This window comes from Gleimia europaea ACS-120-V-Col10b, from assembly GCF_000411155.1.
Lineage (GTDB): Bacteria > Actinomycetota > Actinomycetes > Actinomycetales > Actinomycetaceae > Gleimia > Gleimia europaea_B.
The window spans coordinates 709,555-725,894 of sequence record NZ_KE150266.1 but is presented as its reverse complement, the minus strand read 5'-3'; the positions used below and the strand labels follow the sequence as shown (position 1 = coordinate 725,894).

General features: G+C 57.8%; 11 protein-coding genes. 5 read left to right on the top strand and 6 right to left on the bottom strand.

Annotated features, from left to right (window positions below; all coding sequences use genetic code 11):
• Positions 1 to 105: 105 nt before the first annotated feature.
• Positions 106 to 645 (bottom strand): DUF1003 domain-containing protein, encoded by a 540-nt coding sequence (locus HMPREF9238_RS03290; protein WP_016444023.1) that lies wholly within the window; start codon positions 643 to 645, stop codon positions 106 to 108.
• Between the two features lie 16 nt (positions 646 to 661).
• On the bottom strand, positions 662 to 1,927 hold the full coding sequence (locus HMPREF9238_RS03285) for a magnesium transporter MgtE N-terminal domain-containing protein (protein WP_040316670.1): 1,266 nt from the start codon (positions 1,925 to 1,927) through the stop codon (positions 662 to 664).
• Between the two features lie 120 nt (positions 1,928 to 2,047).
• Between HMPREF9238_RS03285 and HMPREF9238_RS03280 the strand changes: the two genes are divergently transcribed.
• Complete coding sequence (locus HMPREF9238_RS03280) at positions 2,048 to 2,836, top strand: YflT domain-containing protein (RefSeq protein WP_016444021.1); 789 nt, start codon at positions 2,048 to 2,050, stop codon at positions 2,834 to 2,836.
• Positions 2,837 to 2,925: 89 nt separating this feature from the next.
• Here the strand turns inward: HMPREF9238_RS03280 and HMPREF9238_RS03275 are convergent, their stop codons facing one another.
• Positions 2,926 to 4,449 (bottom strand): aminopeptidase P family protein, encoded by a 1,524-nt coding sequence (locus HMPREF9238_RS03275; protein ID WP_016444020.1) that lies wholly within the window; start codon positions 4,447 to 4,449, stop codon positions 2,926 to 2,928.
• Positions 4,450 to 4,514: 65 nt separating this feature from the next.
• On the opposite strand from HMPREF9238_RS03275, the gene HMPREF9238_RS03270 reads away from it, so the two are divergent.
• Positions 4,515 to 5,363: a PHP domain-containing protein gene (locus tag HMPREF9238_RS03270; RefSeq protein WP_016444019.1), complete on the top strand. Its 849-nt coding sequence runs from the start codon at positions 4,515 to 4,517 to the stop codon at positions 5,361 to 5,363.
• 38 nt (positions 5,364 to 5,401) lie between these two features.
• On the opposite strand, the gene HMPREF9238_RS03265 is transcribed toward HMPREF9238_RS03270, so the two are convergent.
• Entirely contained in the window at positions 5,402 to 7,054 is a 1,653-nt protein-coding gene (locus HMPREF9238_RS03265) for a DEAD/DEAH box helicase (protein ID WP_016444018.1), read from the bottom strand.
• 288 nt (positions 7,055 to 7,342) lie between these two features.
• Here HMPREF9238_RS03265 and HMPREF9238_RS03260 point away from each other — a divergent pair, with 288 nt between their 5' ends.
• A complete protein-coding gene (locus tag HMPREF9238_RS03260; protein ID WP_040316465.1) occupies positions 7,343 to 7,957 on the top strand; it encodes a ferritin-like fold-containing protein in 615 nt (204 codons plus the stop codon).
• A gap of 79 nt (positions 7,958 to 8,036) precedes the next feature.
• Here HMPREF9238_RS03260 and HMPREF9238_RS03255 read toward each other — a convergent pair whose 3' ends face one another.
• The gene (locus HMPREF9238_RS03255; RefSeq protein WP_016444016.1) at positions 8,037 to 8,258 is read right to left on the bottom strand and encodes a DUF3107 domain-containing protein; all 222 of its coding nucleotides are present in this window, start codon (positions 8,256 to 8,258) and stop codon (positions 8,037 to 8,039) included.
• Positions 8,259 to 8,365: 107 nt separating this feature from the next.
• On the opposite strand from HMPREF9238_RS03255, the gene HMPREF9238_RS03245 reads away from it, so the two are divergent.
• Together HMPREF9238_RS03245 and HMPREF9238_RS03240 are read left to right on the top strand one after the other, a co-directional pair.
• The gene (locus HMPREF9238_RS03245; RefSeq protein ID WP_016444015.1) at positions 8,366 to 11,578 is read left to right on the top strand and encodes a UrvD/REP family ATP-dependent DNA helicase; all 3,213 of its coding nucleotides are present in this window, start codon (positions 8,366 to 8,368) and stop codon (positions 11,576 to 11,578) included.
• Positions 11,578 to 15,195, top strand: a complete 3,618-nt coding sequence (locus HMPREF9238_RS03240; RefSeq protein ID WP_016444014.1) for an ATP-dependent DNA helicase — start codon at positions 11,578 to 11,580, stop codon at positions 15,193 to 15,195. The genes HMPREF9238_RS03245 and HMPREF9238_RS03240 overlap by 1 nt, the downstream gene beginning before the upstream one ends.
• Here the strand turns inward: HMPREF9238_RS03240 and HMPREF9238_RS03235 are convergent.
• Positions 15,167 to 16,234 carry a phosphotransferase gene (locus HMPREF9238_RS03235; protein WP_051109764.1) on the bottom strand — a complete coding sequence of 356 codons (1,068 nt, stop codon included), beginning with the start codon at positions 16,232 to 16,234 and terminating at the stop codon, positions 15,167 to 15,169. The genes HMPREF9238_RS03240 and HMPREF9238_RS03235 overlap by 29 nt on opposite strands.
• Between the last annotated feature and the right edge of the window lie 106 nt (positions 16,235 to 16,340).

Below are 16,340 nucleotides of genomic sequence, written 5' to 3'. Positions count from 1 at the left end.
CCTAATGCCGATCGCGGGTAATCCTCATTCTCCGCGTACTGTCTGGTGCCGCCCAGCGCTTCCCCAAGCCATCGTACGCACAACAGTTATCGCTTGCGTGCCCGACTACTGATCCGTATCGGTTTCCTTGGTGTCGTCAGTGTTTTGCGTTTCGCGCAGCCTGTCGCGTGCAAGGTCGTGTTCAAAAATTTCTTCTAACAAGTCGCGGATCTCAGAGCGCACAAAGTCGCGGGTAGCAACGTCACCCAGGGCTTGGCGCAAGCCCGCAATCTCGCGGGTAAGGTACTCCGTGTCGGCAAGGTTGCGCTCGGCGCGACGTCTGTCCTGCTCGGCAGTAACGCGGTCGCGGTCATCTTGACGGTTCTGCGCAAGCAAAATCAGCGGAGCCGCGTAGGAGGCCTGGAGTGAAAGCATTAAAGTGAGGGCGGTGAACCCCAGTTCGGCCTTGTCGAACTGCAGGTGTGCGGGAGCAAACGTGTTCCAACCGAGCCACGCGAACACGAATATCGATAGATAGATGAGGAATTGTGGGGTGCCAGAAAAGCGGGCAATAGCTTCAGCTACGCGTCCCACACCCTCGGATTCAAGATTGATACGCGGTAGCCAACGTCGCCTGGTTAGCGGAGTATCTAGTCGCTCAGCCATTCAAACCCCTTTAAAGCTAGTCGTCCAGATCGCGCCAGTCATCTGGCAGTAGGTTATCGAGCACGTCGTCAACCGAAATGGCACCCAGCACGTGCCCATGCTCGTCAACCACGGGCACGGCCGTAAGGTTGTACATTGCGAGCGTGCGCGTGATCGAGCGGATGGAGCGCTGTGGATCCACCGTTTCAATGTCCGTATCCACAATAGTGCCCAGTAGCGATTGCGGTGGTTCCCGTAGGGCCCGTTGAATGTGTACCACGCCGATGAACTTGCCCGTAGGGGTTTCCAGCGGCGGCCTCGCCACGATAACCATGGCGGCCAGGGCGGGCGGAATATCCTTGTTGCGCACGTTCGCCAGCATTTGTGCCACGGTCGCGTCGGGCGGCAAAATCACGGGTTCAGTGGTCATAAGGCCACCGGCCGTGTCATCGTCATAGCGCATGAGGCGGCGCACATCCTCGGCCTCTTCGGGCTCCATGAGGTTCAATAGGTTCTGCGCGGTTAGGGGCGCTAGTTCAGAGATGAGGTCGGCGGCGTCGTCGGGTTGCATCACGTCCAGCACGTCCGCAGCCTGCTTCGCCTGGAGGCGTTCGAGGATCGACACCGAATCATCCTCGGGGAGCTCTTCCAACACGTCAGCGAGGCGCTCGTCGGACAGCTGCGAGGCCACCTCGTACATGCGATCCTCGGGGAGGTCGCGAAGAATGTCGGCAAGGTCTGCAGCTTTCATGTGGTGTGTGGATGCGATGAGGCTGGTGGCATCCTGCACGCCAACCTGCGTGGATAGTTTTGTGACGTCAGAAACGGATACCAGCATGGTTTCGCCCGCACGTTTGAAGCCGAACGTGGATTTGGTGACGCGTTCTACGAATAGTTCCGTTACTCGCCATTCGCGCGGGAGGCGCTGCTCCATTCCCACGTCGCGAATACGCACTTCACCCGAACCGTCGCGCATGGATACCACGCGGTCAAACAATTGCGAGATGATGAGCGTCTCGGCCTCACGCTGGTTAAAACGCCGCATGTTGAGTAGGCCCGTGGTGATAACTGCACCCGGTTCGATGGACGTGACGCGTGAGATCGGAACAAAAACGCGGCGTCGGTTTGAAACCTCAACCACAAAACCCACTACGTCGGGCGCGCGGTTCAAACGCATGATGGAAACGACGTCATAAATGCGCCCCACCTGGTCTCCGATGGGGTCAAAAACGCCGGTTCCGGCAACTTTTCCTACGAACACGCGTGTTCCGCGCGGGGCAAGTTTGTGGTCTGCAGTGCTCACACTCCCAGGGTAGCTGAGCAACGCCCAAAGAGGCGTCCCGAGAGCGCAAAATGTTCACCTCTAAGAGAAAAATGGGCGCTTGATAAGGCAACATGCAGATTAATCTGCGAAAGTGAAGGTATGAAACCTATTGAAGCAATTTCTGCTACTGGCTTGCCAACTCCGGCGCAGGGCACGGAGGTGGCCTCTTACCGCACGTATGCGGAGGCCCAAGCTGCGGTTGATCACCTTTCTGACCAGGCTTTCGACGTGCGCGGCCTCGCGATCGTGGGAACGGACCTGCAACTGGTAGAGCGCATCACCGGCCGCCTGACATGGGGCAAGGTCTTATGGGATGGCTTCCTGTCGGGCATTTGGCTGGGCTTGTTCATCGGCTTGTTTTCCGCGCTTTGGTCTCCGAACGCTTCGGTTGCGATCGTGCTTGTCGGCATGGCAATGGGCGCCGTGTTTGGAATGACGTTAGCGTCGGTGCCGTATGCGTTCACCCGAGGCAAGCGTGATTTCACGTCTGCAACGCAAGTGGTTGCCTCGCGCTACGCGATTTTGGCAAAAGAGGGAGCCGTTGATTTTCGCCAAGTTCTGCGCTCTACTCCGGGCAACCTGACCCGCGATCCGCAACCAACTCACGCGGTGGAGGACCTTTCGAAGCCGAGTGCTTTCGGCTCACGCCCAGGCGAGCAACCCAAGTACGGTGTGCGGCTCAGCCCCAGTGAGCGCGAAGCCCACCAGGCGCGCATGCAGGCTGGCGAGAACGTATCGGCCCCCGTGGCGTCGAGTCCGGAGCCGGTAGTGCCAAAAAGCCCCGCCCCGGCAGATCCAGTAGAGCCTACCTCTGGCGCGGCGTCTGAACCAGAAGGGAGTGTGCCCGCACAGCAGCCCGGTGAATCAGGCGATAATCCGAACCGGTAAAGCCCGGGCGAAGACAATAAAAATTGCGGCCATGTGGCCGCAATTTTTATTTTCCGCAGACCTTTTGGATCGGGCATTCTAAATCATTGTCAGGAGTTTTGTACCCGCTCGATCCAGGCCTCAACGTCAGCTACCGTGCGGGGAATGTCCTCTGAAATGCGGGTGACAGTGCCGTCCTCGTTTACGACGACATCGTCTTCAATGCGCACGCCGATGCCGCGAAATTCTTCGGGAATAGCGAGGTCGTCGGCGCGGAAGTACAGGCCGGGTTCGATGGTGAACACCATGCCTGGCTCCAGCAGGGCGTCCAAGTACATTTCGCGCCTTGCCTGCGCGCAGTCGTGCACGTCTAGGCCCAGGTGGTGGCTCGTGCCATGCGGCATCCAGCGGCGGTGGAGTTGCGATTCTACCTTTAGAGATTCCTCTGCCGAAACGGGCAAAATGCCCCACTCTTCCAGGCGCGCGGCAATGACCTCCATTGCGGCCTCGTGTACGTGGCGGAAGCGAGCGCCCGGCTTGTTCGCTACGGCGAGCGCCGCCTCGCACGCGTCCAGCACAGCGTTGTAAACCTTGGCCTGCACCGGGGTGAACTTACCGCTAACCGGCATCGTCCTCGTGATATCAGCGGTGTAGAGCGAATCCAACTCAATGCCCGCGTCAACCAAGATCAAGTCGCCGGCTTTAACCTCGCCGTCGTTATCTATCCAGTGCAGCGTGTTCGCGTGATTCCCTGACGCTGCGATCGTGTCGTATCCCAGGCCATTACCTAGTTCGCGGGCGCGAGCACCAAATGCGCCCTCAACAACGCGTTCGCCACGCGGATGGTTCGTGGCGCGCGGAAGTTGCTTGATGATTTCCTCGAAGCCTTCCTTGGTGGCGTCCACAGCTCGTTGCATTTCGCGAAGCTCCCACGCGTCCTTCTGCAAACGGATCTCGGAAAGCTGCTGTTGGAGTGCGTCATCTGTCTGCCGCGCATCATTGCCGTGGGGTAAGCCCACCTGCTGGCGAATCTCGTCAACAAGGGCAGTCATGTTGGCGTCCGCCTCGCGCACAACGCGCAAAGACACTTGGCCAGCGTCCTTTGAAAGTGAGTCGCGCAGCGTATCAATGTGGCGCACCTTCAGGCCGGTGAGCGCCTCCATTTCTTCTAATGAGGGGCGCGCACCAACCCAGAATTCGCCGTAGCGCGAGTCTGCGTAGAACTCTTCGGATGAGCGCGACGCGCGCGGTTTGAAGTAAAGAACGGCTTCGTGCGTGTGGGCCGATCCATCTTCGGTGGGCTCAAGAACAAGAACCGAGTCGGGTTCAAGCTCGCCCGTCAGGCCCGTCATGTGTGCAAATGAGGAATGGGCGCGGAACCTGTAGTCCGTGTCGTTGCTACGCACTTTCAATCCGCCGGCGGGGATTACGAGGCGCTCGCCTTTGAACGCTTCGCCAACCAGGTCGTGGCGAGCCTGCAAATAGTCGGCAACTTCTGCGCGGGCAGGTAGCTCGCAGGGGCGCGGCCCCCAGTTGGTGCCAATGAAATCTTTGAATGCTTGCGAGTTGGGGCGGCGCGAACGATTGCTGCCACGCGCAGCCATGGACTGTTCTACTGATTCTTTTTCGCTCATGTGCCTATTGTCTAACTTTGCTGGTCAATAGTCATCCCAGTGCCCAGGCCGCTTAAGCTGGGAGCATGTTGAAGATTGATCCGCACACTCATTCAAACTATTCGGATGGGACGGACACGCCCGCGCAACTGATGCATAGGGCTGCTGATGCGGGGCTGGACATGGTGGGGCTTACAGATCACGACGTCACCTGGGGCCACGCCGAAGCTGCGCGCGAAGTTGGCGCGGCCGGTGTTGCCCTGCTCCGCGGTATGGAAATGTCTTGCGCCTGGCAAGGAATCACGGTTCACCTGCTGTGCTACCTGCACGATCCGCACGATCCCGCGCTGGTTGAAGCCAGCCGGAAGGTACTGCAGTCACGACGTGAGCGCGCGAAGATCATGGTTGAAAAGATCGCGCAGGATTACCCGATCACGTGGGAAGACGTGGTTGCGGGAGCGGGCGGGGACGCGGGCGTAGTGGGGCGGCCCCACATTGCGGACGCGCTGATCCGGGCGGGCTCGTTTGCCACGCGAGATGAGGCGTTTGCGCAGGTGTTGCACCCGCGCGGCCCCTACTACCAGTTCTTGTGGGCGCAGGATCCCGTGGTGGCGGTGCAAAAAGTGCGGGTTGCGGGCGGGGTTCCCATCATTGCGCATCCGCGGGCTCGCGCCCGGCAAAAGGTGCTTCCTATCGAGGTGGTTTACAACATGGCAGAGGCCGGTTTGGCTGGCCTGGAGGTGCACCATCGCGATAACCCGTCCGCAGATCAGGAGTTCTTACTCCAGGTGGCTCGCGAGCGTGGCCTACTGGTTACGGGTTCTTCGGACTACCACGGCGCGGGCAAGCCGAACCAGTTGGGCGAGCACACCACACCCCTTGAAGTGATCCAAGAAATCGAGAGCCAGGGCAGGCTCTCGATCCTGTGGCCATAGGCCATAAGCGTTGGTTGCCCTGGCCTGGCGGGCCTCGCTTACTTGGCTGAGTTTTTGCGCGTGCGGGTGCGCTTGCGGCGGGGCGCCTGGTTTTCTTTCGTCTTGCCGGGTGTAGAATCAGCTGATTGTCCCCGGCTCGATTTGCGCTTGTCCGGGGTGTGCGAGGCGCCTGCTCCGCGACGAGTGCGTTTGCGCTCGCGCTTTTGCCCGCTTCGCCCGCGCGAGCCTGACCTGCGGGTTCCCCGCCCACGGGCACGCTCGCCCTTGCCGGAAACATCCACAAATTCTTCGGCCTCAAGTCCGGCGCGGGTACGCTCACTGCGAGGCAATCTGCCGGTCACATCCGTGGGGATGTCGAGGTCGGTGTAGAGGTGTTCGGACGTATGGTAGGTCTCTAGCGGTTCGGGCACGCCCAGGCCGAGCGCGTTAGAGATGAGGCGCCAGCGCGGCACGTCATCCCAGTCCACGAACGTGACGGCAGTGCCGGATGCGCCTGCGCGGCCCGTGCGGCCGATGCGGTGAACGTAGGTCTTTTCATCTTCGGGGCACTGGTAGTTGATAACGTGCGTGACGTCGTCAACGTCAATGCCGCGCGCCGCCACGTCGGTTGCCACCAACACGTCTACCTTGCCGTTGCGGAACGCGCGCATTGATTGTTCGCGAGCGCCCTGGCCGAGGTCTCCGTGCAGCTCAGCGGTGGCGAAACCGCGCGATGCGAGGTCGCGTGTGACTGACGCGGCGGTGCGTTTGGTGCGCGTGAAAATTATGGTGAGGCCGCGCCCGCGTGCCTGCAGGATGCGAGAGACAACTTCGAGTTTATTCAGGGCGTGGCAACGGTATATCACTTGTTTCACGCTAGCAACGGTGGGCGAGGAGTCTTCCGGATCCTGCGCGCGAATGTGGGTTGGCTGGCGCATGTAGCGGCGGGCAAGCGCCACCACTTCGCCCGGCATGGTGGCAGAGAACAGCATGACGTGCCTGTCCGCAGGAACGCGCGATATGAGGATTTCCACGTCGGGCAAGAAGCCCAGATCCAGCATTTCGTCGGCCTCGTCAAGCACTAGCGTGTGTACGTTAGTGAGCTTTAGAACCTTGCGTTTCATAAGGTCAATGAGGCGTCCGGGCGTTCCCACAATCACGTCGGTGCCGCTCTTAAGCTGCTTGATCTGCGGGTCAAAAGCTGCGCCGCCATAGATTTCGGTTACGCGAATGGAGGTGTTAGCGGCCGCCTCACGCAGGTCGCGCGTCACCTGCTTACACAGTTCGCGCGTAGGCAGGATTACGAGGGCTTGGGGAAGGTCAGGGAAGTGTACTTTCTTCGCGTAATCCGGATCGTCGGGGCGTACCACGTGCATGAGGAGGGGCAAGCCAAAGCCGAGGGTCTTGCCGGTTCCGGTTTTCGCTTGGCCGATAATGTCGCGCTTCCCCAACGCTACGGGCAGAGTTAGAGCCTGGATGGGGAACGGGTAGGTAATGCTCTTTGCGGCAAGTGCATCCGCGAAATCTGCGGCCACGCCAAAATCGGCAAACGTTTTTTGCGCCAACTCCTCGGCGGTGACCTCTCCCTCGATGTCAGCTTTGGCTTCATCGGTGTTTTCGGGAAGGGCAACGCCTTCAAGGTTCACAACGCCAGCAGAATAGGTTTTGGTTTCTTCAGTTTGTTCAAGCAAAGTAGCGCTAGTCTTCCTCACTTTGGAGCTCTCCTGCACGCCTTGGGAGCATCAACAAAGTGAAAGTAGGTGTAGTACCGCTCACGCAATTCATTAAAGAAAAATCTTTTGCGTGCCAAAAACCATTCCGGTGCGAACGGCGTGTTCCCTTTCAGGGTAGCAGTATTTTCGCTGTGATCACGTTTAGTGCCGTTGATCACTAAGCGGCGGGTAGCGGGGCAAAACTCGTTCTAAACCGGTTGCTTGGGGCGTCCTCAACGTAGTATGGAATGGATACTTCGCAAAGGGGCTAAGGCTTTGGAGGCTACTTTGACCGCTAATAACGATTCTTATAAGAACTTGTTGGGCATCGGAGCTTACGCGGCGATTGCGGCGCAAACTCGTCTTGCTAAGGATGGCGACCAGGCGCCAAAACCTTGGGAGCACGTGGATATGGCAAACATGTCGGGAAAAGCGTGGGAGAACTTCAAGTACGTGTGCAAAGTTGCGGAGCGCTCCAGCGTGGATATTGTGGAGGCCATCGCTCCGTACGAGGGTCTTTTGGATGATATTGATGCGCGCCTGCGCCCAACCACGTGGTGGGAGCGCATGACTAAGACGTATGTTGCGATCGGTATTTTCACGGATGCGCTGCGTGAGATCGCGCAGTTGCAGGGGCAGGAAGACTACGCGAAAGACGTCAACGATTTTGGCCACGGTGAATGGGTTCGCGAACGCCTCGAACCGGCAGTGGCGGAGGATAAACAGCTGGAGGCGCGCCTGTCTTTGTGGACCAGGCGAGTGGGGGGAGAAGCGCTTTCGCTGGTGCGCGCGTTCTTGTTCACTAACCCGGAGATCATTTCGGGAACCGACGCGGATGAGCTCATGGATCGTGTTTCCAAGGCCCACAAGGAGCGCCTAGCGGCCGTGCACTTGCACGCCTAGAAGGAGTGAGGCCGGCCAGCCTCACGTAAAAGAAACGGTCGGACTACGCTGTAGTCCGACCGTTTTTGCTTGGCTCTTGCTATACGGTGAAGCCCACCGGCCCGCGCTTGGATTCAGCTACGAGAACGTAGCCAAGTTTGTCGCTGGGAATGATGACGCGGCGCTCTTTCGCGTCGGTGAACTCAAGGTTCGTCTTACCGTCCAGCGCTTGGCGGACTTTGCTAAACAGTTCGTCCTCACTCATCTTCACTTCGAACGAAAGCTCGCGCGTAACGCCGGTAATTCCAATCTGAATGATCATAGTTTTCCTATCGTCGTTTGTTCCTATCGTAGGCAAAACGAGGCGCTTTCGCGACGGGCGATCCCGCTTGCAAAACTTTTGTCCCACCCCTGTGGTGGAATACAACTATGACAACAATCCACGCGCAAACACGTAGCGGAGTGCGGCTCGCTCTGGGCCGCCCGGCCGATTTTGGAGAGCTTGACCAGGCAAATAGGCAAGTGGTTCGCCAGGTGGTCAGCCATGATGGGCCGGCAGTTATTCGCGGCTGTCCGGGTTCGGGCCGCACGTCAGTGGCGCTCGCGGTTGCGCGCGAGTTGCGGGAAAAGTTAGGCGGTGACGTGTTCATCGTGACGCCGGACAGGTTGCGCGTGGATCTGCTACAAAGTGCGGGGGAGCAGGCTCTGCCCGGTATCGTTCGGCCCGTGCGCACGCCGGTTGCGCTCGCGTACTCGTTTGTTTCGAGGTGGTACGTAGAGCGCAAGGATCCGCTCCCTGCCCCACAGCTGCTGACGGGCGCGCAGGAAGACCTGGAGTTGGCCGAAGCGATCGAGGCCGAGCTGGTGGAGTGGCCACAATCTTTAACGGATGCTTTGGAAATGCCCGAGTTCCGCATGCAGATTCGTAACCTCATGGCGCGGGCGCGTGAGGCTGGTTGGGACGGTCATAAACTGGAGAGCGTGGGCCGCGATTTGGGCCGCGAAATTTGGGTTTCCACCGGTCGCCTCATGCAGATTTGGCAGGAGCAGGCTCAGCGTGAATCTGGCGATGTTGGGAAACGTTTTGAATCTGCCGAGCTGCAAGAACGCGCCGCGCAGATCATTATGCGCTGGCAAGAAGATGCGCAGGACGAGGGCGTAGTCGCAAACCTAGATGCGCCTGCGGCGGTAGTGGTTGACGACCTGCAGGATTGCACGCGGGCAACCCTGAGTTTGCTTGAAGCGCTACACGCAGTCGGAACACGGCTTGTAGTGACGGCTGATTCCGATGTTGCCGTTTCGGTGTATCGCGGCGGCGAGCCGCACCTGGATGTGCGTTTCAGTGATCGGTTAGGAGCAGAAAGCTTCTCCCTTGGTCCCACGCACAGGGGAAATCAAAAGCTTCGGGCAGTTGTCCAACGGGCCACGGAGCAGACCACTGTTCGCCATGATGCGCGCCACCGCCTTATGGGAGCGGTTGATTCTAGTGAGGACAACTCTGGCCTCTCGGTCAATACTTACGGTTCGGCGGCGCAGGAGGCTAACGCGATTGCCCGCATGATTACACGCTACCAGTTGGGCCGTGGCCCGGGTATTAGTGAGCCGGTGCCACTGGATCAACAGGTCATTATCACGCGTAATAGTGCGGACGTGAAGCGCCTGCATTTCAGCTTGATGCGCAATGGTATTGAGAGCACCATTCGCAGTCGCGCAACCGTGTATGCGGCAAACCAGACCACTGCTATTCTGCTGTTTCTACTCAACTCAGATCCGTTTGGCCCCACTGATTCGGAGCTTTTTGACCGGTTGCTAAGAAGCCCGCTGGTGAATGCTCATACAGCGAAGCTACGCAAGCTAAGCGACGTGTATCGGGCGCGTATTGACCCCGATGTGACGTCCATTTTGCAAATGTGTGAAGATTTAGCTTCCAATAGGCCCGAGATTCAGCAGCTGAAAGACCGCGCCCGCAACGTTGGCCTCGCTGAAGTGCTGGATGATGTTATGAAAGCGTTTTCCCTACTAAAGCTTGGGCGAAAGGTTTGCGGCGAAAGCCCGCAGATTGCCCTGTGGAAGCTTTGGGAACTCGCGGGTGTTTGTGATGATTGGCGCCAGCGTGCTATTCGGCCCGGCACTGACTCGGCGGTGTTCGACGAACGCTTAGATGCCGTGGTGTCGCTGTTTAGAAGCGCGGACGTGTGGCAGCAACGTAACCCGGGCGCGAGTGCACAGCAATTTGCCAGCGAGCTCCTCGCCCAGCGCTTACCCACCGACAATCTTGCGCAGGTAGGTAGGCGGCCAATCGGCGTGCAGATCCTGACGGTTTCTGAGGCAGTGGGCCAGGAGTGGGACGTTGTCTACCTGGCCTCAATGCAAGATGGTACTTGGCCAAACTTGGCTCTTCGTGACCAGCTCAGTCAAGCTGGCGACATCGCGCAACTGCGTTCGCTTAGTCCGCAGGAGTGGGCAAATCAAGAGTCGTGGAATACGGGGCGAGCCAGAAGGAAGGCTGCTTTAACGGAGGAGTATCGCCAGCTGGCTGCAGCGGTTTCCAGAGCTAAATCTGCCTTGCACGTTTCCGCAGTGCAAAATGAGGATGCTGTCCCCTCCCAGTTTGTTTACCGCCTCGCTAAATGGGTGGAAACTCCATTGATTGATGGTTACCACCTGCCGGTAACCCCGGTGCCTGCAGGTATAGACACGCGCTCACTAGTAGGGGCACTACGCCAAAAGTTAGCGCAACGCTTAGAAGAAGACGATGCGCAACTGTATGCGGGCCTCCTCGCCCTGCTTGCCCGAGCGGGCGTAGATCAGGCTAATCCGCGCGTGTGGAATGGTGTCGGTGGCCTCACCCCTGCGGTGGATGAGGCCGGCCAGATGGTCACCCTGTCGCCCTCACAAATCGAAACGTTGATCGATTGCCCGGCCAGATGGTTCTTGAGTCGCCACGGTGGCTCAGTTCCCCCAAGCGAAGCGATTTTGACGGGCAACCTGGTACACAAGCTGGCGGAAGAATGGCCCGAGGCTGACTTTGAAGAGCTCAAATCGCACTTGGATGAGTTGTGGGATGACGAGTATTTCGATCGCAACACTGCCCTTGGTATGGCTGAATATGAAAGCACGCTAGAAAAGGTTAAGAAGCTTGCGGACTACCTTGCAGCTTGGAAGGGGAAGACTGTCGATATCGAGCACCCGTTTGCACAAGTTGTTGAGATTGATGGAACCAAACTGCGTATCGCGGGCAGAATCGACAGACTCGAACATACTGAAGATGGCGTAGTCGTTACGGATATCAAGACGGGTAGAGTCCCATCACAAAAAGACACGCAGAACCATTTGCAGTTGGCGGCCTACCAGTTCGCGCTACATGCGCGCGGTGAGAACGTGCAGAAGGCCCGCTTGCTAGCGCTTAAAGAAAAATCTCCAGACAAGTACATTCAGCATTCCCTCTTTAGTGAGGGCGAGCGGACAGAAAAAGAACCGCCGGCTTTGGATCAGCGAGAGCAACTGGCACAAGCTATTAAACTCGCCGCTGAATTAGCGGCAGGAAATACCTTCCTGGCAACACCCAGCGCAAATACATGCCGAAGTTGTCCGGTGAAAAACATTTGCCCAGCTCAGGATGAAGGAAGGAGGACACTGTAGTGAAACTCAACGCGATGGAGTTTGTTGCAGCTCTCAATGCCCAACTTGAACCGGGACAAAAAAAGATCATGCTTTCACCCGACCAAGCCAAAGTAGTTGAGGCTGACAGTGTGCCCACTCTCGTGATTGCCGGCGCCGGCTCTGGAAAAACTGAAGTGATGTCACTTCGTGCCCTCTACCTCATGTATCGTGACGGTCTTGAACCTGATTCGATTCTGGGCCTGACGTTTACGCGAAAAGCTACCGCTAACTTCACCGAGAGGATCTTGCGCCAGCTTGACCTGATGCGCAAAGCGGGCCTGCTTGGTGAAGCGGATACGATCGGACTGGAACCAACTGTCGCCACATACAACTCGTTTGCGAAGAACTTGGTGAGCGAATACGGCCTCCAAATTGGGGTAAGCCCCTCCGTCGTTCAACTCAGTGACGCCCGGGCTTGGCAGGTGGTTGAGCGTCTGTTGCAGGAATACACCGGCCCGCTACCGCAGGACGCAAAGCTTGCCACCATGCGAGATGCCATACTGTCCCTTTCCCAAAGCCTCACTGAACACCAGGTTGTTCCAGCCAAAGCGGCACAAGATTTTAAACGGGTTGTAGCAACTATTAAAGCTGCGGGCCCGGGTACGGGCGCCACGGGTCGAACACGCAAGGCCCTGCCAGCCCAAGCAAAAAGTTTTGTGACGCGCACGGAAAATAAGGCGTTGCTGATGCCATTGGTGCAACGGTATTGGGATTACAAGCGCGAACACGACCTCATTGACTTCACGGATCAGTTGGCGCTGGCTCGCCAAATAATTGATACCAACCCTGCTATCGCGGACGAACTACGCGCCCAATACCGCGCCGTGTTGTTGGACGAGTTCCAAGACACGTCGGTAGGCCAGCTACAATTGTTCTCCAGCCTGTTTCAAGACACGGCCGCTACCGCAGTTGGCGATCCAAACCAGGCGATTTACGGTTGGCGCGGCGCGTCAGCAGCTTCACTTTCAATGTTTCTTCCATATTTCGACACTCGCGGCCGCGGCGGCGTGCTCGAGCTTCGTGACGCGTGGCGTAACTGGCCCGCTATCCTCGAGGCTGCGAACGTAGTTGCTAGCGCGGACAAGGTGGAAACCCAAGCGCGCGGTGAGGCCTTTGCGCACACGGAGCTTGCCAGCCAGATCGAAATGCAAAGCCTGCGTGCCAATGCAAATCATCCGGGGAGCGGGGTGGTGAAGTACATGTTCCCATCCACGCGCGAAGAAGAGTTCGAGCTGGTTGCGCGCCTTGTTAAACGCTGGCAAGAAAACGTGCCGGCGGGGAAAAAACAACCGTCAATCGCGATCTTGTCGCGCAAACGAAAGTTCTTTGCGCCCCTTTATGCCCAGTTGCAAAAGCTAGGGGTGAATGCGCGGATTGTGGGTGTTGGAGGTCTGCTCACTGAGCCGGCGGTAACCGACATTGTTGCGGTCATGCGCGCCCTCGCCGTGCCTGACAATGGGGCGGCCGTCATGCGCCTGGTTGCAAACCTAGACCTTTCCTCCACGGACATTAGGATCTTGTGGGACTGGGCCAGAGAGCTTGGCAAACATCGTGTAACTGTTGCCGGTGACGTGGATAAGCCAGAAGTAAAGGCGGATAAGTCGGAAGGTAATGCGCAGCAATCGCAAGCGGGTGCGGATCTGCGCGTGGAGTTTCTGCTTGACGCTGTTTTGACCCCGCCAAAGGTGGGGTGGAAAAAGCGCGGAACGCAGGGGTTCAGCCCTGAAGCGCATAGCCGCATTAGCCTTCTTTCTAAACGTCTTGATCTGGCCCGCGAACACATGGATGCCGGCATAACCACGCTCATTTCAAAAATCGTGAAGATTTTTGACCTTGACCTCGACATCGCGGCAGACCCATTCGACAACCAGGGTGAAGTAGCAATAGATGCTTTCATTGAATTCGCAGCCAACTACGAGGCCGAAACCCCCTACGCTTCGGTGAAGAACTTCTTGGAATGGATCGACACTACGCTTGAAACAGAGGAGAGATTGGAAGCCCCCGTGAGTGAACCCGATGATGGGCTGGTGCTACTGCTAACCATTCATCAGGCGAAAGGCTTGGAATGGGACAAGGTGTTAGTGGTAGGCCTAACGGAATCGGACTTCCCGGGCGTTGTCGATGCCAGAAACTCGGCCCTCAAGAAAACTACTGACCTGTACGGGCCGTTGCCCAGCATCCAGCCATCCAGTGGTTGGATGTCGCAACTGGGAGAGATCCCATACGATATGCGTCTCGATAGCACGCACGAGGGCAAAGTTATTTTGCCCGCCTTGCCTGAAATGATGGGCCTGGACGTTGTGGGAGTTAAGGAAGCATTCGATGAGTATCGCTTACAGCTCAGCCTGCATGAACTGGCTGAGGCACGCCGCCTCGCATATGTGGCTTGGACAAGAGCATCTGATGAGCTGGTTTTGTCTGGCTCCTGGTATGCCGGTCAAACTCAGTTGGCGCCTTCGCGCTACTTGATGCAAATGGTGCAGGGAAAGTCCGCAGATGTTTCCACCGATCCGCTGGCCATTCCAGTCTCAGTCGAAGAGTTCGCCGGCCATGGGACTGATGAGATCCCTCAGCCGGTAGTGTTAAAACTCGAAGATGCGCAAGCGCCAGAAGAAGACACTATTGAAAGTGCGCTCTTCCCGGCCATGCCCTCTAGGTCGCGAGAGCTCATGACGGGGGCGGCGCAGGCCGTTAGCGAGGCCATACAGGAATACAGCGGCGAGCCAAGTGAGAGTGCTGATTTTGACGCAGTTATTAACAAGCTCCTCGAAGCTTCGCAGGGCAGCGGCTTAGCGGAGAGGAACGCTGAAATAGCATTCTTAGCTACCTCGGTGCGTGATGCGATAGCGCGGCAAAATCGCCCTCACGATCCGGTGACGGTGATTGAAATAGACCGGCTGAATGCCACGCAAGCCCCCGCACTACTCGAGGATCCAGATAGGTACGCACTGCAGGTTCGCCGCCCAATCCCACACGAACCCAGTAAGGCTGCCCAAATCGGAACAGTGTTTCACAACTGGGCACAGCAGTGGCTTGCCAAAGCGGGCCAGTTGGATGATGCCCTTGAGCCGGCAACTAACAAGCCGCTCACTGACCTCGATTCGGTAGGCGATGGCGGTGGCGTGCCCGAGCTGGGCGGAGACGAGCAGAAACGACTAGAGCTACTTGCCGCGCGCGCCAGGCAAGTGCTCGGTGAAAAACCCGAAGGCGTGCACTCTGTAGAAGCGGACTTTGCCTACACCAAGAGCGGAATAACTATTCGTGGCCGCTACGACGCGGTCCTTCATCGCGATGGCAAATGGGTGGTACTTGACTGGAAAACTGGCGCCCCACCCCAGCTAGGCGCCAAAAATCAGTACATCCGCGCATACGCCACGCAGTTGGAAATCTACCGTCGCGCTCTGGCCAAACAAAAGGGAGTAGACAAATCGCAAGTCGATGCGGTTTTGGTGTTCCTGGGAGGCGGTGATGCGCAGCCAAGCCAGCGGCTGGTGCGTTTAGAAGACCTGGAAAATCTCCTCGCAGACTACAACTTTGAACAGCAGTGGGATCAGCTGGTAAGGAGCTTTAGTCCTCGTCCTCGCGATTCAAAATAGCGCTGAGATTAACGGTGGGAGCGTTCGGATCGACCTGCGGGGTAGTTGGGAGCACTTCGTCGACTACCCGCAGGTCGAACGGGGTGTCCTCAGCAAGGTCTTGAGCGTGGCCTGGTACCAGAGCGTCGTCTCCAACCTCGTCCGCTAGATCGTTCAACATCTGCTTGGCGTCCCCAATCACGGCCTCATCCTCGGTCCTTTTGCCGTGCAAGAGCCAACGCAACAGGGCAAGCTCGGCCCACAGGCTTGCGCGCGTCAAAATATGAAGATCGGACTCGCCCTTGCGTGAGTCGCGGTATGTAGTTAAGAACTCCTCTTGCGTTTGCGCAGATGCGGAAAGGATCCACGCTAAATCCTCAGCCGGATCGCCCAGATGAGCTGATGCGAATGCGGAAACTGAAGATACCGTGCCGCCCGAACAAAGGAAAGAATCTGGGCCGAGATCTCCATGCACGGGCACACATTCAAATCGGAACAAGCTCTCATCGCCTAGCGCGCTTTCCCAACGCTCAAACAGGTTCGGGGGTAGCGTGGCGGCCGCTACGCCCTCTTCAAGTAAGCGCTGTAGCCTCGCTTGCACTTCCGACGCTGAATAGACTGGCAACCCGGTGAACTCAATCGCTTCGGCCGGCAAATTGTGTAGCGCTGCGATGGACTTCGCCATGGAGCGCACAAGCATTTGGGAATTCTCGATCTCTTCCCAAGAGCCCGCCTTGCCCCGCATCTGAGGGTGCACGATCACGCGCACGTCCGCACTGTTCTTGTTCGCCACGGGAACGGGAGCGTCAAACGGCAAAAACCCCTTCTCATAAGAGCGGTGTAAGATGCGCAGAAGTGTTGATTGGGCTTGAATGTCTGCTCCCGCCTGGTCAGTTAAAGGCGTGCAAATAACCCAACGATTACCCAGCGTGTCAACCACTCCTTGGCGCGCCATCGATCCGTCATTGTCGTATGGCTCGATCAAACCAGCGATTTGCAGGCCGGGCATTGCCGCAGTTGCGTGTGCGGCAAGAATTAAAGGGGAAATTTGAGAGCTCACAGCTACTACCGTAAGACGCTAACGTCCAGTTATCCACATTTTGATCGGGCATGTGTATTTACGATCGGCGATCAGGTACTTTAGCCCTAGAAAACAGGTGGAGGAT